The organism is Streptomyces bambusae (genome assembly GCF_020532645.1).
GTDB classification, from domain to species: domain Bacteria; phylum Actinomycetota; class Actinomycetes; order Streptomycetales; family Streptomycetaceae; genus Streptomyces; species Streptomyces bambusae.
In genome coordinates this window covers 296910-319425 of record NZ_JAJAUZ010000001.1, presented here as the reverse complement: position 1 = coordinate 319425, position 22516 = coordinate 296910, and the positions used below count along the sequence as shown (strand labels likewise).

General features: G+C 74.2%; 15 protein-coding genes. 2 read left to right on the top strand and 13 right to left on the bottom strand.

The features are described from left to right. Positions 1–75: 75 nt before the first annotated feature. Positions 76–954 (bottom strand): serine/threonine-protein kinase, encoded by an 879-nt coding sequence (locus LG634_RS01490; protein ID WP_226731708.1) that lies wholly within the window; start codon positions 952–954, stop codon positions 76–78. A 184-nt stretch (positions 955–1138) separates the two neighbouring features. On the opposite strand from LG634_RS01490, the gene LG634_RS01485 reads away from it, so the two are divergent. Further along, positions 1139–2422 carry an adenylosuccinate synthase gene (locus tag LG634_RS01485; RefSeq protein WP_226731689.1) on the top strand — a complete coding sequence of 428 codons (1284 nt, stop codon included), beginning with the start codon at positions 1139–1141 and terminating at the stop codon, positions 2420–2422. 64 nt (positions 2423–2486) lie between these two features. Here the strand turns inward: LG634_RS01485 and LG634_RS01480 are convergent, their stop codons facing one another. From LG634_RS01480 to LG634_RS01435, 10 genes are all read right to left on the bottom strand, one after another. Continuing rightward, positions 2487–3362, bottom strand: coding sequence for an alpha/beta hydrolase family protein (locus LG634_RS01480; RefSeq protein WP_226731688.1), 876 nt, complete (start codon positions 3360–3362; stop codon positions 2487–2489). 176 nt (positions 3363–3538) lie between these two features. Then, positions 3539–4750: a kynureninase gene (gene kynU / locus LG634_RS01475; RefSeq protein WP_226731687.1), complete on the bottom strand. Its 1212-nt coding sequence runs from the start codon at positions 4748–4750 to the stop codon at positions 3539–3541. After that, complete coding sequence (locus LG634_RS01470) at positions 4743–5588, bottom strand: tryptophan 2,3-dioxygenase family protein (RefSeq protein WP_226731686.1); 846 nt, start codon at positions 5586–5588, stop codon at positions 4743–4745. The genes kynU and LG634_RS01470 overlap by 8 nt, the downstream gene beginning before the upstream one ends. Before the next feature lie 204 nt (positions 5589–5792). After that, the gene (locus tag LG634_RS01465) at positions 5793–6662 is read right to left on the bottom strand and encodes a DUF3152 domain-containing protein (RefSeq protein ID WP_226731685.1); all 870 of its coding nucleotides are present in this window, start codon (positions 6660–6662) and stop codon (positions 5793–5795) included. 120 nt (positions 6663–6782) lie between these two features. Beyond that, positions 6783–6956 carry a hypothetical protein gene (locus tag LG634_RS01460; protein WP_226731684.1) on the bottom strand — a complete coding sequence of 58 codons (174 nt, stop codon included), beginning with the start codon at positions 6954–6956 and terminating at the stop codon, positions 6783–6785. A 66-nt stretch (positions 6957–7022) separates the two neighbouring features. Further along, a complete protein-coding gene (locus LG634_RS01455) occupies positions 7023–10007 on the bottom strand; it encodes an NHLP bacteriocin export ABC transporter permease/ATPase subunit (protein WP_226731683.1) in 2985 nt (994 codons plus the stop codon). After that, positions 10004–12310, bottom strand: coding sequence for an NHLP family bacteriocin export ABC transporter peptidase/permease/ATPase subunit (locus tag LG634_RS01450; protein WP_226731682.1), 2307 nt, complete (start codon positions 12308–12310; stop codon positions 10004–10006). Before LG634_RS01450 ends, LG634_RS01455 begins: the two co-directional genes overlap by 4 nt. Before the next feature lie 49 nt (positions 12311–12359). Further along, complete coding sequence (locus tag LG634_RS37695; RefSeq protein ID WP_264202543.1) at positions 12360–13172, bottom strand: HlyD family efflux transporter periplasmic adaptor subunit; 813 nt, start codon at positions 13170–13172, stop codon at positions 12360–12362. Positions 13173–13196: 24 nt separating this feature from the next. Next, positions 13197–14753, bottom strand: a complete 1557-nt coding sequence (locus LG634_RS37690; RefSeq protein WP_264202542.1) for a SagB family peptide dehydrogenase — start codon at positions 14751–14753, stop codon at positions 13197–13199. Between the two features lie 135 nt (positions 14754–14888). Beyond that, positions 14889–17141, bottom strand: coding sequence for a TOMM precursor leader peptide-binding protein (locus LG634_RS01435; protein ID WP_226731681.1), 2253 nt, complete (start codon positions 17139–17141; stop codon positions 14889–14891). 289 nt (positions 17142–17430) lie between these two features. Between LG634_RS01435 and LG634_RS01430 the strand changes: the two genes are divergently transcribed. Further along, positions 17431–19941 (top strand): AAA family ATPase, encoded by a 2511-nt coding sequence (locus LG634_RS01430; RefSeq protein WP_226731680.1) that lies wholly within the window; start codon positions 17431–17433, stop codon positions 19939–19941. A gap of 47 nt (positions 19942–19988) precedes the next feature. Here the strand turns inward: LG634_RS01430 and LG634_RS01425 are convergent, their stop codons facing one another. Both LG634_RS01425 and LG634_RS01420 read right to left on the bottom strand, forming a co-directional pair. After that, positions 19989–21407 (bottom strand): NAD(P)/FAD-dependent oxidoreductase, encoded by a 1419-nt coding sequence (locus LG634_RS01425; protein ID WP_226731679.1) that lies wholly within the window; start codon positions 21405–21407, stop codon positions 19989–19991. A 209-nt stretch (positions 21408–21616) separates the two neighbouring features. After that, positions 21617–22471: a hypothetical protein gene (locus LG634_RS01420; RefSeq protein WP_226731678.1), complete on the bottom strand. Its 855-nt coding sequence runs from the start codon at positions 22469–22471 to the stop codon at positions 21617–21619. Positions 22472–22516: the final 45 nt, after the last annotated feature.

The window sequence follows — 22516 nt, the reverse complement described above, 5'->3', positions numbered from 1 at the left end:
CCGCAGGTGAAGTCCGGGCGGGCAAATCCAGCCCGTCCGGCGTTTGAGGACCGGGGTCCGGCGTCGGAGCCCCGGTCAGTGGGGGTGGGTGAGGGACCAGGCGGAGGGGTGGAGGGTCCAGGTGCGGTGGTGGACGGGGCCCAGGAGCCGGTGGTCGGCCCGGTAGCGGAAGGCCGGACCGGAGATCGTGAGGGAGCGGGCCCGGGCCGTCAGCGGCGGGGCACCACCCTCCGGCCGGATGAGCAGCTCGGCCGCGCCGTCGCGGGCGACGAGCGAGAGGTCGCGGACGGGTCCGTCGGCGAGGAGGACGCCGTCCGCCTCGACCCGGAGGGACTGCCCGGCCGCGCCCCCCACCGGCGGCCGGACCAGCGCCCGGACGAGGGACCGGCACGCGCTCCACACCCCCGGCACGGCAGCCACCGGCACCGGCGCCAGCCGCAGCCCGCCCAGCACGATGCCGCCGCTGTCGTCGACCAGCAGGTCGTGCCGGCGGACCCGCCCGTCGAGGGCCGCCCGCGCCCCCGCCACCGCCCCCGCCGGCACCCCCAGCGACCGCGCCAGGGTCAGTGCCGCCGGAGCCCCCACCGGCACCAGGGACAGGGCGTCCGACGCCCCGGGAGCCGGGGGCAGCGCGTCCGGGGCGCCGGGGAGCAGGGCCGGCGGCAGCCCGTCCGGGGCCCCCACCACGGCCGGGGACACCGCCCCGCCGGTCCCGCGGAGCAGCCCCACGGCCCGTACCAGCGCCCGGTCGTCGCCCACGATCACCGGCCGCCGATGACCCCGGCGGGCGAGTGCCCGCGCGAACTCCTCGGGTCCGTCGGGGAGGCAGATCTTCGCCGCCGCCCCCGCACACAGCACGTCCTTCGCGATCCGCACGGACTCGCCGTCGAGGCGGCGGGCGACCGGGTCGACGAGCACCAGCAGCGCGGTCTCCGCCGCGCCCGCGGGGCTCATGGTGGGCTCTGGAGCCGACACCTCGGTCCTTCCTCGGGTAGCATCTTTGTGCAAGAGCCCCTTGCGCTATTGCGCCAGGGGCTTCGTCTATTCCGGGGCACCGGTCCGACGGCTCAGCCTGCGGTGTACATCGTCGTACGCCCCCTGACCTTGGACATGCCCCATCCGGAAGAGGTGTACGCCTGTGCCCGCTCTTGTGCTGCTCGGAGCCCAGTGGGGAGACGAGGGCAAGGGAAAGGCCACCGACCTCCTCGGTGGCTCCGTCGACTACGTCGTCCGTTACCAGGGCGGCAACAACGCCGGCCACACGGTCGTCGTAGGCGACCAGAAGTACGCCCTTCACCTCCTGCCCTCCGGCATCCTGACGCCTGAGTGCACCCCGGTCATCGGCAACGGCGTCGTCGTCGACCCGGCCGTGCTGCTCTCGGAGCTCAAGGGCCTCAACGACCGCGGCGTCGACACCTCCAAGCTGCTGATCAGCGGCAACGCGCACCTCATCACGCCGTACAACGTCACCCTCGACAAGGTCGGCGAGCGCTTCCTCGGCAAGCGCAAGATCGGCACCACCGGCCGCGGCATCGGCCCGACCTACGCGGACAAGATCAACCGCGTCGGCATCCGCGTCCAGGACCTGTACGACGAGTCGATCCTCACCCAGAAGGTCGAGGCGGCGCTGGACGGCAAGAACCAGCTGCTCGCCAAGCTCTACAACCGCCGCGCGATCGAGGCCGGCGCGATCGTCGAGGAGATGCTCCAGTACGCGGAGCAGATCAAGCCGTTCGTCGCCGACACCACGCTGATCCTCAACAACGCGCTGGACGACGGCAAGGTCGTGCTGTTCGAGGGCGGCCAGGGCACCCTGCTGGACGTCGACCACGGCACGTACCCCTTCGTGACCTCGTCGAACCCGACCGCGGGCGGCGCCTGCACCGGCACCGGCGTGGGCCCGACCAAGATCTCCCGCGTGATCGGCATCCTCAAGGCGTACACGACCCGCGTCGGCGCCGGCCCGTTCCCGACCGAGCTGTTCGACCAGGACGGCGAGGACCTGCGCCGCATCGGCGGCGAGCGCGGCGTCACCACCGGCCGCGACCGCCGCTGCGGCTGGTTCGACGCGCCGATCGCCCGCTACGCCACCCGCGTGAACGGCCTGACGGACTTCTTCCTCACCAAGCTCGACGTGCTCACCGGCTGGGAGCAGATCCCGGTCTGCGTCGCGTACGAGATCGACGGCAAGCGCGTCGAGGAGCTGCCGTACTCGCAGACGGACTTCCACCACGCGAAGCCGATCTACGAATACCTGCCCGGCTGGTCCGAGGACATCACCAAGGCCAAGACCTTCGGCGACCTGCCGAAGAACGCGCAGGCCTACGTGAAGGCCCTGGAGGAGATGTCGGGCGCCCCGATCTCCGCCATCGGCGTCGGCCCCGGCCGCACCGAGACGATCGAGATCAACTCGTTCATCTAGGTCCGCCCGCACCACGCACCGGACCCGCCGCACACCCGTGCGGCGGGTCCGCGCGCGTTCCGGGCTACCACGCCAGCTGGGCCAGTTCTTCCGCCACCACCGCGCAGGCGTCGGCGGAGGGGTCGATGAGGGGGAAGTGGCCCAGACCGGGAAGGAGGGTGAGGCCCACCATCTCGCCGGCCCGGGCGGCGGCGGAGACGTAGGACTCGGAGACCTTCGGGGGGACGACGATGTCCTCGCGGCCGTGGACGATCGTCGTCGCGATGCCGGTGGGCAGCAGGGCCGCCGGGTCGGCGTGCGGGAGGCGGCCGGTGAAGTGGGCCGGGCCGCCGAGGAGCTGCTCCGAGGCGCCACCGCACACACCGAGCTGCTCGGCGACGACGAAGTCCGCGATCGGGGCCAGCGCGACCACGCCGCGCAGCTCCGGCGCTTCGGGCAGCCGCCAGGGCGAGCCGGCGGGCAGCACGTGCCGCGCCGCGGCCCACAGGGCGAGGTGGCCGCCGGCGGAGTGACCGGTGAGCACGGTGCGGCGGACGTCGGCCTGCGGGAGGGCGGCCGCGGCCAGCCGCGGCAGGGCGTCCATGGCGGCGGCGACGTCGTCGAAGGTCTCCGGCCAGCGGCCGGCGACCGGGCCGTCGGCGCCCTGGTGCGGCACGGAGGACCCGCGCCGGTACTCGATGCTGGCGACGGCGAAACCGCGGCGGGCCAGGAAGTCGGCGAGCGGCGTGACGTGCGCGCGGTCGTACGGCGCCCGCCAGGCGCCGCCGTGCAGCAGGGCGACCAGCGGGGCGGGCCCGGAGCCGGCTCCGCGGGGCGCGTAGAAGTCCACGACCTGGTCGGGGTGGTCCCCGTAGGACGCGGTGGCGTCCGGTGCGACGGGCGGGTGCGAGAAGGCCGATTCGGCTTCGGCTGCGTCCCGTTCCACTGCGGGGTCAGTCAAGCGGCTCAACCTCTCGTACGGCGCTCGGTGCGCGGATCGAACGGGTCCGGGCAGCGGGACCGTACCAGTCCCCGGCAAGGGCGGACCGTGGCGCACCGGGGGCGGACGGGAGCCCGAAGCCCCGCCCGCCCGGTGGCGCATCGTTTCGGCGGCCGGGCGGCCCCGGCCGCCGATGATCACCCGTACACGTGACCCAGGGTGCGGGCCGCGCGCTCCGCGTCGGCGAAGCCGACGTACAGCGGGGTGAAGCCGAACCGGAGCACGTCGGGGCTGCGGAAGTCGCCGATGACGCCCCGGCCGATCAGCTCCTTCATGACGGCCGCCGCGTTCTCGGTGCGCAGCGACACCTGGCTGCCGCGCTCGGCGTGCGCGGCCGGGGTCACGGACTCCACCGCGCCGGCCGGGAGGTAGGAGGCGACGCACTCCAGGAAGAAGTCCGTCAGGGCCAGGGACTTGGCCCGCACGTCCTCGATGCGGACGCCGTCCCAGACGTCGAGGGCTGCCTCCAGGGCGAGCATGGACAGGATGTCCGGGGTGCCGACCCGGCCGCGGACCGCGCCGTCGGCGGGCACGTACGACGAGGTCATCGCGAACGGCTCGGCGTGCGAGTTCCAGCCGGGCAGCGGGGTGTCGAAGGCGGCCTGGTGGCGCTCGTTGACGTACAGGTACGCGGGCGCGCCGGGGCCTCCGTTGAGGTACTTGTACGTGCAGCCCACCGCCAGGTCCACGGCGTGCGCGTCCAGCCCGACGGGCAGCGCGCCGGCGCTGTGGCACAGGTCCCAGACCACCAGCGCGCCCGCGGCGTGCGCGGCCGCGGTCAGGGCGGGCAGGTCGTGGAGCCGGCCGCTCTTGTAGTCGACGTGGTTGACGAGCGCCACGGCGGTACGGGGTCCCAGCGCGCCGGTCAGGGCGGCCGGCTCGACGGGGACCACCCGCAGGCCGGTCATCCGGGCGGCGGAGGCGGCGATGTAGCCGTCGGTGGGGAAGGTGGTGGCGTCGACGAGGAGTTCGTCGCGGCCCTCGGGGGCCAGCCGGGCCGCGCCGACCAGCGCCTTGAAGAGGTTTACGCTGGTCGAGTCGCCGACGACGATCCGTCCGGCGGCCGCGCCGACCAGCGGGGCGATCCGGTCGCCGATCCGCTCGGGCGCCGTCCACCAGCCGCTCTCGTCCCAGGAGCGGATCAGCAGCTCGCCCCATTCGCGGCCGACCACGTCCGCGAGGCGGCCGGGCACGCCGGCGGGCAGCGCGCCGAGGGAGTTGCCGTCGAGGTAGACCACCCCGTCGGGGAGGGCGAACCGCTCGCGCAGCTTGCCGAGTTCGTCGGCGGCATCCAGCTCGGCGGCCCGGGCCGCGAGCGGCCCCTCGGGTATTCCGGTGCGGTCAGACATGGCTGCGGGCCGTCCAGAGCTCGGGGAACACGTTCTTGGTGGCGCGCTTCTCCAGCCAGGCCACACCGGCCGAGCCGCCGGTGCCGACCTTGGAGCCCATCGCGCGGCGGGTGGCGACGAGGTGGTCGTTGCGCCAGCGCCACACCAGCTCGCCGACGTCCGACAACGCCTCGCCGAGGCGCACGAGTTCGGCGTTCTGGTCGCCGGCGTACAGCTCGGCCCAGACCGCTTCGACCTCGGGCGAGGGCTCGTAGCGGGCGGTGAGGTCGCGGGTGAGGACGGCCTCGGGGACGGGCAGGCCGCGGCGGGCCAGCAGGCGCAGCACCTCGTCGTAGAGGCTGGGCTCGCAGAGCGCCTTCTCCAGCTCGGCGTGCACGCGCGGGGCGCCGCGGTGCGGGACCAGCATGGAGGAGGACTTCTCGCCGAGCAGGAACTCCATGCGGCGGTACATCGCGGACTGGAAGCCGGATCCTTCGCCGAGGGCGCCGCGGTACGAGTTGAACTGGGCGGGGGTGAGCTGGGCGAGCGGGCGCCAGGAGGCGTTGAGGGCCTCAAGCTCACGGGTGGATCGTTTCAGCGCGTCCATCGCCACGGGGATCCGGTCCTCGCGCAGGGCGCGGGCCGCGGTCTCCCACTCGTGCACGATCACGGTGAACCACAGCTCCATGACCTGGGTGGTCACCAGGAACACCATCTCGCCGGGGTCGTCCGAGCGGGGGTGCTGAAGGTGGGTGAGGACGTCCGCCTGGACGTAGTCCTCGTAGGGGGTGGTGCCGGCGAAGTCGAGGTTCGGGGTGTCCGAACCGGCTCCGGAGGCATCAAGGGAATGCGTCGACATCGCTGTCTCCTCGACACGAGCTTCCGGGTAGCGGTCCGCTCCTTCCTGCAGGGTGTGGAGCCCCGGTCCCCTCCGGGCATCATAAGCCCGACCCCTCGGGTCGGCTCTAGAGTGATCTGGCGCACTCGGGCGGACTACCGCAAGTCGGCCGGACCCCCGTCCAAGCCTTCCCGGGCTCGGCTCGGGGCACCTCCCGGGCCTGCCTCAGGGCGCTTCCGGCCCGTCGAGGTAGCTGCCCTGCGCGTCGTACGGCCAGGCGTTGGAGCGGCAGCCGTCGAGGCCCTTGATCTGCTGCATCATCGCGGGCGCGGGGCGGCCGGGGCCGGGGCAGCCGAGGTGGCGGCGGATGCCGATCTCGTGGCCGACCTCGTGGTTGATGATCAGGTGGCGGTACTCGGCGGGCGGGCCGTCGAACTTCGGGGAGCCGGTGAGCCAGCGCTTGAGGTTCACGACCACGCCGAATGAGGTCTCGCAGTTCAGCTCGCCGCCGGTGTCCATGTTCTCGGCGGCGCAGAGCCGGTCGGCGGTGTCCGCGGTGGCGATCTTGATCGTGAAGTCGGGCTGCCCGTCCGTGCCCACCAGGCGGAACGCGGCCCGGCCGTGGGCGGCCCAGCTCCGCTCGTGGGCGAGGATCGTGCGGATCTCGGCGGCGGCCCGGTCGGCGTCCAGGCCGGAGCCGTCCTCGACCTCGACGGCGTAGCTGCGCAGCGGCCCGTTCCCGGTGGCGTCGCCGGCGGCACGGGCGGCGGTGAAGGTGCCGGGGCCGGTGCGGGGCACCGAGCGGGCGGCACGGGCACTCTCCGTGGTCCGCGGCTCGGCCGACGCGGTCAGGGCCTCCTGCGGGGACGCCCCGTACCCGCGGGCCGGGCGGTCCGCGGCGGCCGGGGGCGGGGTGGGGCCTCGGTCGGCGGGGGCGTTCAGGGCGGCGGCGCCGATCACGACGAGGCCGAGGCCGCCGAGGCCCAGGGTGCCCTTGCCGAGGAGCGTCAGCCGGACCGGCCGTGCCCCGCGGCCGGGCCCGCCCCGGCGCTTCCCGCCGCGCCCCGTACCGCGTCCCGCACCGCGTTTCCCCATGCGCCCGCCCCTTCGCCGTCCGTACCGGCCGCCGGTCCGCGCGGACCGGTCGCCGGTGTGTTCGAAGGGGAAGAGGGAATCCGGGCCGCCGCGGTTCACCGCCGCGGCCCGGAATGCGGGTCAGCCGCGGCGGCGGCCGAACGCGAACCAGAGGCCGAGGGCGACACCGCCGACCACTGCGAAACCGCCGGTGACCGCAGTGCCGGCGAACACGCCGAGCAGGACGACTCCCGCGGCGAAGCCGAGGGGCAGCAGGAGGTCGGGGTTGGCGTAGGCCGCCTTGGGCTGGCTCATGATTCTTCCCTCTGGTCGGTGGAACGGATGTGCTCTGGTTGTCGGGTCAGGCCTGGACCGGGCGGGTCAACTCCCGCTCCCCGCCCCGGCCATCTGCGGTCCGGCCAGCCGTGCGAACAGGCCCTCCGGGTCCGCGATCAGCTCCTCGTACGTGCCCTGCTGGACGATCCGGCCGCGGTCCATGACCACGATCCGGTCGGCGTCCACCACGGTGGACAGCCGGTGCGCGATGACGATGCGGGTGGCGTTCAGGCGGCGCGTGCTCTCGGCGACGAGGGCCTGCGTGGGGTTGTCGAGGGCGCTGGTCGCCTCGTCGAAGAAGACCAGGCGGGGCCGCGCCACCAGGGCCCGCGCGATCATGAGGCGCTGGCGCTGGCCGCCGGAGAGGGTGTTGGTGCCCTCCGAGATCACGGTGTTCATCTTCATCGGCATGGCCCGGATGTCCTCGGCCAGGCCGGTCATCTCGGCGGCCGCCCAGGCGTCGTCCATGGTGTGGCCGCCGGAGCCGACGATGTTGGAGAAGAGGTCGCCGGCCTGGAGCACGCCGCTCTGCAGCACCACGCCGCACTGCCGCCGGACCGCCGAAACGTCCAGCTCGGCGAGGTCCTGGCCGTCGTACAGCAGGCTCCCGGACAGCGGGGTCTCGAAGCCGAGCAGCAGCCGCAGCAGGCTGGACTTGCCGCTGCCGGAGGCACCGACGACGGCGATGAACTCGCCGGGCTGCACGGTGAGGCTGACGTCGTCGAGGACGAGCGGGCCGTCCTGGCCGTAGCGGAACGACAGGTGCGAGACGGCGATCCGGCCGGAGAGGTCGCCGGGGTCGACCTTGGTGCCGTCGTTCTCCGGTTCCGCTTCGAGGATGGGCTTCAGCCGCTCCAGCATGGGGACCGTGCCGACGGCGCTCACGACGGAGGCGGTGAACTGCAGGCCCGCGGCGAGCATCAGGTTGAAGGCCGCGAAGAACGGGAGGAAGACGGCGATCGGCACCTCTCCGTACAGGGGGCCCGCGGTCACCCCGAAGACGACCGCCGAACACACCAGCGGGTAGCCCGCGTTGAAAGTGGTGACGCTGTTCTGCACCCGGCGGACCCGGGCGGACAGGGAGTGGCCGCGGGCGGCCAGCCGGGTCCACTCGGCGAACGCCCGCTCCTCGGCGGCGGCCACCCGCAGCTTCGGCATGGCCGTGAGCATCTGGAAGACCGTCGCGGACATGGCCTGCTCGTGCGTGTACTCGCGCCGGGCCCAGCGCAGTTGGAGACGGCCGGCGACGGCGGCGAACAGCACGCCGGCGCACGTGAGCCCGGTGGCGACGAGCGCCAGGGTCAGGTCGTACCAGAAGACGAGGGCCAGGTTGGCGAGGCCGGTCAGCAGGGCCAGCGTGGCCGTGGTGAGCATGCCGGACAGGAGTTCCTGGGCGGCGGTGACACCGAGCACGGTGGTGCCCAGCTCGCCGGTGGAGTAGCGGGTGAAGAACCCGGCCGGCAGGGACAGCAGCCGGTTCCACAGCCCGGCCTGCATGGCCGCGCCGGAGCGGCTCTCCAGGCGCAGGACGGCCATGTTCTGCACGACCGACAGCGCGGCGGTCACCAGGCCCGATCCGATGACGAGCAGGGAGCCCTGCACGATCAGGTTCCGGTCGGCGTCCGCCACGAACTCGGCGAGCACCTTGCCGGTCATCACCGGGATGATCAGGCCGATCAGGGCGACGAGGACGCCGGTGAGGGCGAGCCGGGCCATGTCCCGGCCGTGGCCCTGCGACGGGGAGAAACCGAACCGCAGCAGCCCGGCGACGTCGCGCACGTTCGCCGGCAGCGGCCGGTACAGCACGACGGCGGTGGGGCGCACCCGGGCGGCCCTCTCGGCGTCGAGGAGGGTGACCTCGCCGTTGTCGACGAGCAGGTAGCTCCGGCCGAGGGGCAGCAGCGCCACGGGCCGGCCGGTGACGTGGTAGCCGACCACCGGTCCCACGTCCCGGGTCCACCAGCGGTCCTCCAGGCGGATGTTGCGGGTGCGGAAGCCGGAGGCGAGGGCGATGGCCCGCAGGTACCGGGCGGGGCTGCCGTGCTCCGGCCCGCTGCCGCGGACCGGGGCGCGGACCGAGAAGCCCTGCCGGGAGGCGACCAGCCGGACGGCCGCCAGCATCGGCGGGTCGTCGGCGACGTCGGCGAGCTTCACCCGGGTGCCGGTGTCCTGCAGGACGGCGTCGAAGGTGCGGACGGCGGAGGACAGCACCCGGCCGTCCTGGGCGCGGCGCGCGACCAGTTCGGCGCGCTCGCGGGCCCGCTGGACGGCGATCCGGTGGTCGACGGTGATCCGCAGCCGGGCGGCGTGCTCGACCAGCGCGGCCATGAGCCGGCCGTCCCGGTAGACGGTGAGGAGGGAGGCGGTGGTGAGGCGGGCGGCGCCGCGGGCGGTGACCCAGTCCTGTTCGGTCAGGACCAGCTCGACGCCGGGTCCGACGGGCTCCAGGACGCTGATGTCCTCCTCCCCGTCGAGGCCGGCGGCGTCCTCGGTGGCCGGGTCGCCCGGGTCGAGGTGGCCGGACTCCACGCGGACGAACTGCACGCCGTCGACGGAGCGGGCCACCTCGCCCTTGTCGAGTGCGGTGCCGTCGGTGGTGCTCAGGGAGGTGAACTGGCGCGGCGGCAGGGCGCCGGGCAGCGCCTCGGCGAGGGCGGTGAGCCCCGCGGTGAGGCCGGTGAGGAGGTGGGCGTGGTCGAGCGCGGGGCGGCGGTCGCCGGCCGGCCGGGGCAGTCTGGCCCGGCCGAGGCGGATCTCGTCGAGCAGGGTCAGCGGCAGCAGGCTCAGCCGGGCGTCGAGCACGGGCCGGGCGATGACGGTGTGGTCGGTGTCGCCGCCCGTGCCGCACACCACGACCATGCCGGCCTCCGCGCGGCACAGGAACCAGCGCCGGCCGTGCTGCTCGCCGCCGTCCGGCCCGCGGCTCACGGCGAACAGGTCGGCCGCGCCGGATTCCACGTACAGCAGGGTCGCGGGGTCGTCGAGGCAGAGGGTCCGGGCGGGGGCGGACGCCCCGGTGGGAGTGCTCACAGGGTGTCCTTCTCCTCGGAGCGGCTGGAGTCGAACAGGGCGGCGTAGCGGCCCTGGGCGGCCAGCAGTTCGTCGTGCGTGCCGCGTTCGGCGATGACGCCCCGGTCGAGCACGATGATCTCGTCGGCGTCGCGCACGGTCGAAAGCCGGTGGGCGATGATCAGGCAGGCGCAGCCGCGGCGGCGCAGGTTGTCCATGACGGTGCGCTCGGTGGCCGGGTCGAGGGCGCTGGTGGCCTCGTCGAGGACCAGCAGGGTGGGGCGGGCGGCGAGCGCGCGGGCCAGTTCCAGGCGCTGGCGCTGGCCGCCGCTGAAGTTGGTGCCCTGTTCGCTGACCTTGGCGTTGAGGCCGCCGGGCCGGGACATGACCTCGTCGAAGACGGCGGCGTCCTGGAGTGCGGCGAGGACGACCTCGTCGGGCACGGTGTCGTCCCAGAGGGTCAGGTTGTCGCGGACCGTGCCGGAGAACAGGGCCACGTCCTGGTCGACGTACGCCATGGAGGCGGCGAGCACGGTACGGGGGATCTCCTCGCGGGGGCGGCCGCCGAGGAGGATCTGCCCCGAGCGCGGCTCGTAGAGGCCGGTGACGAGGCGGCCGACGGTGGACTTGCCGCTGCCGGAGCCGCCGACGATCGCGGTGCGGGAGCCGGGGGTGACGGTGAGGCTGAGGCCGGTGATGACGGGGGCGGCGAGCGTGCCGTACCCGAACGTGACGTCGTCCAGGACGAGTTCGCCGTCGAGCCGGTTGGCCGGGGCGTCGGCGCGGCCGGCCGGGGCGTCGTCCGTGCCGGGGGCGCCCGGCTGGAAGCCGCGGGCCTGAGGGTACTTCTCGACGTCGTGGATGCGCTTGAGGTCGGCGTTCATCTCCTGGAGCCGGCTGCCCAGGTTGGTGAGCTGGGTGACGGGGCGGCTGATGGCTGCCAGCAGGGTCTGGAAGGTGACGAGGATGCCGACGCTGAGGACGCCGTCGGCCACCCGCAGGCCGCCGACGAGCAGCATGACGCCGATGTTGACGACGGCCAGCAGGGGCGGCAGGACCGTCAGCACGGCGGTGGTCTGGCCGAGCCGCTGCTGGGCGGTGGTGACCTTGGCGAGGAAGCCGGCCCAGCGGGTGAAGGCGTCGGGCTCGGCGCCGGTCGCCTTGACCGACTCGATGGTGGACAGGGTCGCGAAGGTGGTGCCGACGAGGTTGCCGCGGTCGGCCCGCAGCACGTTCACGGCGTCCTTTCGGGACCGCGCGACGAGTTGCAGCACGAGCACGTTGAAGCCGGCGGTGACCAGGCCGAGCAGGCCGAGCAGGACGTCGTAGCGGACCATCAGGGCGCCGTAGAAGACGACGAGCACGAGGTTGATGACGGTGGCGGCGAGATCGCGCGAGAGGATCATCGCGACGGTGTCGTTGCTCGCGACGCGCCGGGCGACCTCGGCCGGGCGCCGCTGCAGGAAGAACTCGATGGGCAGCCGCAGCAGGTGCCGGAAGAACCGTGCCGACGCCACCAGTCCGGTACGGATCTCCATGCGCAGCAGGTAGTGCTGCTGCACGGAGGTGAGGACGAAGACCATCAGGGCGGTGACCAGCATCGCCGCGACCAGCGGCAGCACGGCCGTGGGCGAGTCCGAGGCGAGGACCCGGTCGAGGAAGACCCGCGAGTAGGAGGCGCCGACGATGCCCGGCACCACCAGCAGCAGGCTGGCCAGCAGGACCAGCGGCAGGGCGCGTCCGGACGGCAGGCGGCGGTCCAGGATGGCGGCGGCGGTGCTGCTGCGGCGCCCGCCGGGCGTGAAGTCGGGGCCGGGTTCGAAGGTGAGGGCGATGCCGGTGTAACCGGAGTCGAACTCGGACCACTCCATCAGGCGGGGGCCGCTGGCCGGGTCGTTGACGGCCACCTGGGTGCGGCCGAACCGGGTGGTGATGCCCTCCACCACCATGAAGTGCTGGAACGCCCAGAAGATGACGACCGGCCCGGTGCGGAGCTTGTCCGCGAGCTGGTCGGTCTCCGCCTGGAAGCCCTTGGCGACCATCCCGAAGGAGCGGGCCGCGGCCAGCACGGCGCTGGCCCGGGAGCCGTCCCGGGAGACGCCGCACAGGCCGCGCAGCTCCTCCAGCGGGACGTGCCGTCCGTAGTGGGCGAGGATCATCGACAGGCTGGCCGCGCCGCACTCCACCGCTTCCATCTGCAGGACGGTGGGCACCCGGTGCGCGCGGCGGCGGGCCCAGGGGCGGTTGCGGACGGCGGCGCGCCCGCCGCGGCGGGCGTCCCGGCGGGGGGCGGCCACGGGGGGTCGGGTCCTGGTGTCGCTCATGGCTGCCGTTTCCTCAGCTTGTCGTCGGGAGTCCGGGCACCGGTGCCGGTCAGCGACCCAGCACCAGGTCGAACGGCGACTGGGTGCGCAGGGCGATGGAGGCGGACACGGAGGTCTGCGAACTGAGCCGGATCGGCGGGGACTTGGTGGCGCTCCAGGCGTAGCCGGAGGCGGAGCCCGGTTCGGGGATCAGGTCGACGGTGACCAGGCGGGGTGCCTGGTCCGGCTGGAAGCTCCGGGCCGCCAGCTCACCGCCGGCGATCGCCGCGAGGCCCTCGCGGGTCAGCGGGTACGGGTCGACGCTGGTGACCTTGCCGCGCAGCATGCCGAACACGGCCGGGGGCGCGGTCGACACGTTCAGGTCGACGGGCCGGCCGGGCACCAGGCGGGCGGCCCGGTCGGCGGGCACGAAGACGAGCGCGACGAGCCGGTCGCCGGGCAGGTCGGTGCGTTCGATGGTGGCGACGGTGGCGCCGGCCGGGACGAACTGGCCGGTGGTGAGCGTGGCGCTGATGACCTTGCCGGCGAACGGGCTGGTGATCGTGCGGACCGTCCCGGCCTGGCCGGCGAGGCGGGCCAGCGGCTGCCCGGCGTGAACCAGGTCGGCGGGGCGGACCAGCAGTTCCCGGGCCATGCCGGTGTACGGGCTCTGGACCTGGCTGGTGCCGCCGGGGTGGGTCAGGACGCCCGGGGCGTCGACGGTGACGTCGAGCCGGGCGAGCGCCGCCCACACGCAGGCGCCGGCCATCACGATGAGCACGACGAAGACGGCGATCCAGCCGCGGGGGGCCGCGAGCATGACGGCGGCGTCGAGCTCGTCGGGCTGACGCTTGCGCTGGAGCGCCTGGTAGCGGAACTTCATGGCGGTCTCTCCCCTTTCGCCGGGTCAGGAGCCCGCGGCGGCGGGCTCGGTGGCCGTGGCGGGCCCGGTGGCCGTGGCCGTGGCGGTGTCGGCGGCCGTGGCGGTGTCGGTGGCCGGGGCGGGCCCGGCGGCCGTGGCGGTGTCGGTGGCCGTGGCGGTGTTGGCGGCGGCGAACGCGGCCCGGCCGGTGGCGGCGCCGGCCGGCCGGCTGCCGAGGACCAGCTCGCCGACGCTGCCCTCCAGCAGCGGATCGCGGCCGGTGGCGGCGGCGAACGCGGTGGTGTCGCCGCCGCCGAGGCCGCACACGGCCAGTCCCATGGCGGTGGCCACCAGGTAGACGGTCTGGTAGAGCACGCCGACGTGCTTGAGGATCAGCGGGTAGGCGACCGTCTCGTACTTCCACATGACGCGGCCGAAGCGGGCCGCGACCAGCAGGACCACCTGCGGGTCGGTCTCCATCATGGTGCCGCCGCGGGCCTCCTTGACCAGGGCGGCGGTGGCCGGGCCGGGCGCGCACACGTGCTCCAGCTCGTGCCGGTCGGCGACGTACCGGTACAGCCCCGGCTCAAGGCCCTCGCAGCGGGTCACCAGCGGGTAGACCTCCAGCTCGTGGACGGCGCCGCCGCTGGGCATCGGGCGGTCGGCGAGCTCCTGGCCGTCGCTGCCGGTGAAGGTGGAGCGGATCCGGAGGGTCCGGTAGAGCAGTTCGGCGAGCTGGGCGACGGTCAGCGGGGCGTCGTCGTCGTGCGCGCGGGTGGAGGTGCGCTGCTCGATGGCCTCGGTGAGGGTCAGGTCCCGGGCGGTGACGGCGTCGAGGTCGGGGACGGGCAGCGAGATGCGCAGTCCGACGCCGCCGGGCGCGACGGCCGGCTCGGGGCCGAAGCGGTCGGCGTGCCGGTAGGTGCCGCCGTATCCGGGGGCGGCGGCCGGGGTCCGGGTGCGGGCGTGGAAGGCGAGGTCGACCGGGTCCCACTGGACGCTGCCGCGCTCCTCGGCCTCCGGGTCGCCGGTGGCCAGCACGCCGGCGGTGGCCAGCAGCCGCAGCAGCGGGGCCGGGACCTCCTCGGTCCCGGTCGTCAGCAGCGGGAGCAGGGCGGCGGCGCCGGCGCCGAGTTCGACGGCCAGCGGGCTGCCGGGGGCGCGCAGCGACAGGGTGCCGTCGGCGGGGGTCAGCAGGGCGTGCCGGCTGAGCCGCACCGGGCCGCGCGGCGCGGCCGCCAGGGTGGTGCTGCCGCGGCCGACGGGCACCAGGCGGGCCACCGGGGTGCCGTCGGGGCCGCTCACCACGTGCTCGAACAGGCCGCCGGCGTCGAGCCGGGAGCGCAGCAGCTGCCAGCGCAGCAGGCCCGTTTCGCCGTCGTGGGCGGTGACGAACGCGCCGACCGCGGTCTCGTCGCAGTCGGCCTCGCCGAGGGCGGTCAGCGCGGCCGCGGCACCCGGGCTGACGGTGCCCAGGCGCACGGTGCCGCTGCGGGTGGTGAGCTGTCCGTCCGCGAAGGCGCCGCCCCGGGCCAGCCGGCTGGCCGGGGTGTACGCGGCCGCGGCCGGCACCCCGCTCGTCAGTGTGCTCGTAAGGGTCATGGCTCCAGCCCTGGGTCAAGACACGGCCTGGGAGGCGCGGGCCGGGGCCGTGCCTCCCAGCCCGCGGCGGTGTCGCGGGTGATCGGTGCGCCGGCCCCGGGCGGGGCCGGCGCGGAGGGAGCGTGCCGGGAGCGCCTAGAAGAAGACGTTCCAGCTGTTCAGGTCGGCCTCCGCGGTGGGCTCGGCGAGCCGGCCCATGCGGACGGGGGCGTCGTAGAGCCGGCCGGGGCCCAGCCGGCGCCAGAAGTGCCGCAGGCCGGGGGCGATCACCTTGACCACGTTGAGTTCGAGGTCGGGGCGGGTCTGGTCGACGACGATGACCTCGGAGCCGGCCTCCTCGATGCGCGCGACCTGCTCGCGGATGCGGTCGGCGAGGTCGAAGCCGGCCTGCGGGCCGACCGTGGTGGCGGGCAGCTCCGGGTCGGGCAGCAGCCAGGGCTCCGAGGCGACGGTGGCCGTCTTCAGCCAGGTCAGCGTCTCCAGGTCGCTGACGAGGTACGCGGTGTTCCCGTCGGCGTCACGCTTGTCGATCATCGGGAGGAACTGGTTCAGCTCGGTGAGCGCCCGGAAGGCGGCGACGCGCGGGTCCGGGTGGGCGCCGAAGCCGACCATGACGTCCTCGACGCTGTGGCGGCGGCGCGAGGCGGCCGCGTACACCGGCATGCCGAGGTCGGTGGTGAGGTCGAGCATCCACAGGTCGCGGTCCATGGCGTCGTAGAAGGCGCGCAGCCGGTCCACGTACGGGTCGTCGAGCGAGTCCATGTCGAAGGCCGGGACGCGCAGCCGGTTGTACCACCAGACGGCGACGGCGTCGCGTTCGGTCAGCTCGCACAGGCCCTGGAGGATCGCCTCTTCGAGGGAGTTGCCGGCGGCGGTGCCGTTGGAGTCGGCGATGCAGAAGAAGTGGGCCTTGAGGTCGGGGTGGCCGTACCAGGAGTAGGCGGCCGGGACGAGGCGCTCCTCGTCGTGGGTGAGGGACCAGCCGGTGGTCCAGTCGAAGGGGACGTCCTCGGGGAACGGGTCCGGCACCTTGTGGAGGCGGTTGGCGGGGTCCTGGTTCCAGACCTTGCGGCCGGCGACCTGTGCCTCGGAGAAGTGCAGCAGGCTGCCCGGGTGGAGGGCGGTGGCCGGGTCGAGGTCGCGGTAGGCGGCGCGGCGCACGGGCTCGTCGCCGCGCCAGACGCCGACGTAGCGCTCGATGGCCTCGCAGACGGCGCTGACCTTGGCCTGGACCTCGGAGCGGCCCTTGCCGCCGCTCTGGCCGCGCAGGTTGCGGCGCAGCAGGTCCATGCTGTCGTTGACCATCGCGAAGTTGTGGCCCGCGGCGTAGCTGTAGGTCAGGGTGTTGGACTCGGGCGTGTGGGAGACCAGCTTGGTGATGGCGCCGAGGTGCGGGCTGATGTGCCGTTCCAGGCGGGCCAGGGTGGCTTCGGGGCTGTTGACGCGGTAGCCGCCGTCGCTGGTGTGGACGGCGTCGCCGGAGGCCAGCACGATCTTGGGGCTGCGGCCGCTGTACAGGGCCGGGTCGCCGCAGGAGCGGCACTGGGGCTGGCGGACCAGCGGGTGCGACTCGGTCTTCAGGGTGCCCAGGTCGAGGGTGACCATCTGCCCGCACAGGGCGCCGGGTTCGCCGGTGGCGGCGATCCGGGCGGCCTCGGCGGCGATCAGGCCGGCGGCGGCCAGCGGTCCGGCCGCGATGCCGGCGCGCACCGGGTGGCGGGGCAGGGCTTCGCCGCGCTTGTCGGCGAGGTAGCGCTCCAGCTGCCGGTTGCCGGCCAGGCGCTGGGCCAGGCAGCTCCAGCAGCCGGTGTGGTCGGGGTCGAGGTACGGACCGATCCAGGGGGCGACGCCGCCGGTGCGGGCCAGCAGCCACGGCCGGCCGGCGGCCAGCTGGCGCTCGTTGCGGGCTTCGAGGGCCGGGTCGAGGTAGTCGTCGACGAGGACGACGGAGATGCCGTCCTCCGGCACGTCGGCGAACTCGCCGGTGCGGGCGGCCAGTCCGAGCGCGCGCAGCGCTTCGAGGACCGGTCCGGGGTCGACGCCTCCGGCCGCGGAGACGGTGACGGGAGCGGTGCCGACGGTGCGGGCCGGGTCGATGCCCAGGGCGTCCCAGTACGCGAGGGTGGCCTCCGGCAGGTCGGGCCGGCCCTCGGCCAGGTGGCCGGCGGCGCCGAAGCGGGTGATGGCCGAGAAGACGGCCGGGACGGGCAGCGAGCCGGCGAGCGCCTGCACGATCTCCGTGACGGTCTTGCGGCCGTCCAGGTGCGGCAGCACGGCCGCGGCGGCCTTGCCGGGCACCAGGTAGTTCTGGCCCTCCGCGTAGAGGAAGACCCGCTCGCCCTCCAGCACTTCGGCGTGGAAATGGGCCTTGAGCCGCGGCTTTTCCATCTGTCCCCCTTGGTTCTCGCGATCGGGCCTGACGTGGCGTCGCACCGGCAACACAAACACGGGGCCGACCGCGGGTAAATGCTTCACCTGATACGCAGGAAGGCCCTTGGGATACGTATCCGGAAGGTGTTTCATACGTATGGGGACGGGCAGCGGGGAGAACACCGGGCCGCGCCCGGCCGTGCGCGGAATTTATCCGTCCGGTTAATCCGCGAGAACCGGGGCCAACTGGTCTGATCCGACGGCTCTTTGTCTTGATCTGCACCCTACGGAATGCGACATTGACCCAATGCATTCACCCACCGGGGACCTCTACCACCGTGAGCGCGAGATGGACCTCCTCCAGCGGGCCATCGCCGAACTCGCCCTGGGCCGCCCGACTGTGGCCACCATTCACGGGTCCCACGGAATCGGGAAGTCCGCGCTGCTGAACGCCGTGCCCCGGATGCTGCCGCCCGGGGCCCTGGTACTGCGGGCACGCTGCCATCCGAGCGAAAGCCAGTACCCGTACAGCATGGTGAGCCAGCTGTTCGATCCGGTGCTCGGCGGTGCCGGCGGGCACGACACGCCCGTCCCCGGGCTCGGGGAGGCCGGGCCCACCCACGAGGCCCTGCTCGGCCTGCTGCGCACCACCCGCGCGCTCGCCGTCGACCGGCCGGTGGCCATCCTCGTCGACGACCTGACCAACGCCGACCCGCACTCGATGCGCTGGTTCTCGTACATCGCCCGGCGGCTCGACGACCTGCCGGTGCTGATGGTCGCCACGCTGCCGGCCACGGCCGCGGCGCAGGTGGCCGAGGAGCTGGGCCCGCTGCCGTACCTGCAGCGGCTGTGGCCGGAGCCGCTGTGCCCGACCTGCACGACCGAGCTGGTCGACCGCGCCTTCGACAGCCCCGTCGACCAGGAGCTGGCGGCGCTCTGCCACACCCTCGCGCACGGCAACCCGCTCGTGCTGCACGACCTGGTGACGCGGCTGCGGCGCACCCACGTGCCGGCCGGCTCCCCCGACCCGGAGCAGGTGCTGCCGATCGGTGCGCAGGCCCTCTCGGAGACCGTGCTGGCCTGGCTCGACGAGGACGACCCCTGCGCGAGCGAACTGCTGACGCAGCTGGCGGTGCTGGGCCCCGAGACCGACCCCGCCGTGTGCAGTGCGCTGTCCCGGCACGGCGAGGTGCACGACCAGCAGGCCCGCGACACGCTCGTACGGACCGGACTCCTGGAACCGGGGACGCCCGGCCGCTTCACGCACGCGGCGGTCCGGCCGGCGGTCCTCTCCCGGGTGTCGGCGCACGAGCGGCTGCTGCTGCACGGGCGGGCCGCCGCCGTACTGGCCCGGCTCGGCGCCCCGGCCCGGCAGACCGCGGAGCACCTGATCCTCGGCGGCTGCGACTGGGGCATCGACGTGCTGCGCGGCGCGGGTACGCAGGCCTCCGGGATCGGCGACCACGAGTCCGCGGCCCGGTACCTGCGGCGCGCACTGGCCCTGCTGGAGGGGCGCGGCACGCCTGCGGCCGGGGACGACGAGAACGCGGTGAAGCAGGCGCAGGAACGCGAGGAATCGTTTCTCGACCTGACGGTCCGGCTGGGCGCCGCCGAACTCCACCGCGACCTCGACGCGTGTGCCCGCCAGGCCGCGGCCGCCGCCGACAGCCCGCTGGGCACCGTCCGGCGCGCCGAGGCCCTGGCCCGGCTCTCCTCCCCCGCGCTCCTCTCCCGGATCGAGGGCGCCCAGCCCTTCGTCCGGGTGGGCGCGGAACTGGCGGCACTGCCCGCGCCCCCGCGCGAGCACCTGCTGCGGCTGACCGCCCAGACCCTGCTCACCGGGCACCGGTCCGGGCTGCGCCGGGCGGCCCGGCTGGCCGCCGCGGGCCCCTGGGACGCGGCCGCGCACGTCTTCGCCGGGGCGCTCGCCGCAGCCGCGGCCGCCGGCGGCCGGCTCGGCACGGCCCGCCGGATGGCCCTGCGCGTCGCGGTCGGCCCGATCGGCACGTCCCAGGGCACGGCGGCCGGTTCGGTGGGCGCCGCCCTGGCGCTCACCTGGACCGGCGACCTCGTCGGCGCCGCGGCCCTCGCCGAGCGGCTGATCAGCATGTCGCGCGCCTCGGACGACCACGCCACCGCACTCCTGTCGCACCTCGTCCGCAGCGAGGTCCGCCTCCGCCGGGAGGACCACGGCGCCGCGCACGCCGACGCCGAGACCGCCCTGCACCTGGCCCGCCGGCTGAACGCCCCCGCCCTGGCCGGCGCGGCCGTCGCCGCGGCCGCCCGCGCCCTCGTGAGCCTCGGCCGGACCGCCGAGGCGGCCGCCGTGCTGACCGAGGAGGCGACGGCGGGGGACGCCCACCCGTTCCTCAAGGCCCTGTCCCTCCAGGCACAGGGCACGGTCGCCGCGGCCCGCGGCGACCACGCCACCGCGGTCCTGCTGTTCCTCGACTGCGGGCACCGGCTCGCGCTGCGCGGCGTCACCCACCCCGGCTGCGTGACCTGGCGCGCCCAGGCCGCCGCCTCGTACCGGGCGCTCGGCGAGGAGAACGCCGCCGTCACCATCCTCGACGGCGTGCCCCGGCAGCCGAGCCCGGCACCGCGGCCCCTGCCGGGCCGCGAGCGCACCCTGCTGAGCCCGGCGGAACAGCGGGTGGCGGAGCTCGTGGTGCGCGGCAGCTCCAGCCTGGAGGTCGCGGAGAAGCTCTTCCTCAGCAAGCGCACCGTCGACACCCACCTGGGCCGCATCTACCGCAAGCTGGGCATCCACAGCCGGCGCGAGCTGGCGGGCGCGATCGGCGAGGAAATGCCGTTGTGAACGGGAGCGGTGGGCGGGCCGCCGGACCCGGCCCACCGCCCCCGGGATCAGGCGTGCGCCGCCTCCGCCGACCGGCCGGCCCGGCCGATGCCCAGCCGGGGAGCGACCCGCAGGTACAGCCCCGTCGCCACGTCGTGGCCGACGAGACCGCGCCGCGGGGACATCCGGTCGGCCAGGACCTCGGCGGGCAGCGGACCGGCACCGCCCGCCCGCTGCGCGTCGTCGAGGTCCAGCGCCCCGGCGGTGAGCGCCGCGAAGGCCTCGCTGTCCGGCGCGGACCGCATCGGGGCCGCGTTCGCCTCGCGGTCCATCAGCTCCGGGTGCCGGCCGCGCGCGAGCCGCTGGGCGAGCCAGAAGTACGTGGCCTTGCCGCGGTACTGCTCGTAGAAGCCGGACACCATCGAGTACATGCGGGCGTACGCGTTGCGGTAGAGGGACTCGTAGAACGACAGCGCCTCGTCCTCGGTCACCTCGCCCGCCTCGATCGCCAGGATCGACGCGGCGGCCAGCATGCCGCTGTACATGCCGAGGTGCACACCGGTCGACAGCAGCGGGTCCAGGAAGCACGCGGAGTCGCCGGCCAGGAAGTAGCCGGGGCCGCAGAAGCTGTCCGCCGTGTACGAGAAGTCCTGCTCCACGCGCACTTCGTGCCGGAACCCGGCGTCCGCGACCAGCTCGCGCACCGTCTCCGACTCCTGCACGGCGTCCAGGAACAGGGCCTCCATGCCCTCCGCGCCACCCGCGTAACGCTGCTTGCGCGCCAGGAAGTGGTCCTGGTGGGTCACGAACCCGACGCTGAACACGTCGTCCCTGAGCGGGATGACCCAGTACCAGCCCTCGGGCGCGGAGATGACGTTGATACCGCCGCGCGGAGTCTGCGGCAGCAGCGTCGCGCCCCGGTAGTAGCCCCAGACCGCCACGTTGCGGAACACGTCGTGCGGCGTGCGGTTGTCGAGGTGACGTACGGAGATCAGACCGGCCCGGCCGGTGGCGTCGACGACGTGGTCCGCGCGGGTGGTGTGCTCCCGGCCCTCGTGGGTCCACTCGACGCCCGCCGCGCGGCCGTCCTCGAAGAGCACCCTGCGGGCCTGGGCGCCCTCGACGACCTCGACGCCCTGGGAGGCGGCGTGCCGCAGCAGGACCTCGTCGAAGTCGGCGCGGTCGACCTGCCAGGAGGTCTGGGCGTCGGTCCCGAAGATCTCGGGCCAGTCGACGACCCAGTCCCGCTCGGCGCCCCAGCGCAGCAGCAGGCCCTCCTTGACCATGTAGCCGCGCTCCTCCACCTTCTCCAGCGCTCCGGCCAGCTCGATGATGGACCGGCAGGACGTCGCCACGGATTCCCCGATGTGGTACCGCGGGAAATGGGCGCGCTCCAGCAGTTTCACGCGCGCGCCCTGGCGGGCCAGCAGCGTCGCGGCAATGGAGCCGGCCGGCCCACCACCCATGACCACGATCTCGGATGCCATCGCTTCACCTTCCCCATTTCCCCCGGCACAATTCCGCCGCATTCCCCTGCACCGACGGACGCAAAGGGAAAGTCCGCGGCGGACGCCTCGCATCGGCTTTCCATCGGCCGGAACGACTTTCGCACGGGGCGTGACCGGAATGAACAGGCCGCGATGCGCAGCCGGGCGATTAAGTACCGCACGGATTGCGTAACCGGAGGGACCGGCGCCTACGTGATCGATCCGGCGAGGAGTTCCGTCAGCGTGGGACGTACGGACCGGCACGGGACGGTGCCGTTCGGGGCGGCCGCGTTCAGCCGCGCGTCGAGCAGGTCCGCCGCCTCTTCGGCGCCGCCCGCTTCGGGCATCAGCAGGCGCATCCGGGGAGCCGCCGCGAAGGCCGGGTCGGCCGCGGCTTCGGTGGGCCACACCGAGGCGGCGAAGTCCCAGTCCTCCAGGCGGGACCGCTGGGCGCCGGCACTGCACAGCCTGACCAGCGTGGCCGGGCCGAGGCGTTCGCCGATGTCCGCCGTCGCGATCAGCCGTTCCGGACGGGCCATGACGGACGAGCCCGTCAGCGGCGAGCGGACCGGTCGTACGTCGCTGCCGGGGCTGTCGGTGAGGCCGGCGGCCCGGGCGGCCTCCAGGGCGGGGCCGCGCAGTTCGAGCGGCAGCTGGTAGGGCAGCGTCTCCCCGGTGGCACGGTCGACGACCAGGTATTGGCCGGAAACCATGCGCCAGCCGCGCGCCCCCAGGGCGAGCGCCACGGAGTTCCGCGGCGAGCCGATGCCGCCGACCAGCGCGACCACTCCGGCGCCCTTCGCCAGCACGGCGGCCTGGACGACCGCGTACGGATGCTCCAGGACGGCGAACGGCGGCAAAACTGGCGGGATTCCGCCTATGCCGTGGTAGGCCCAGCGGCGTAGCAGGCGGCCCTCCTCGTCGAGCACGCGCACCTCGCGGCTCGCCTGCCCCGCCCCGGGGTGCGGGGCGAAATGCAGGGTCAGCGCCTTCCCCGCGGGCGTGGACCGTTCCCCGACCAGATGGCGGCCGAAGAAAAAGGCAAGGTCAGAACGCTCCACCATCCCCGCGACTTGGAGGATCGTCCCAAAGAACTCAAGCGCAAAAAT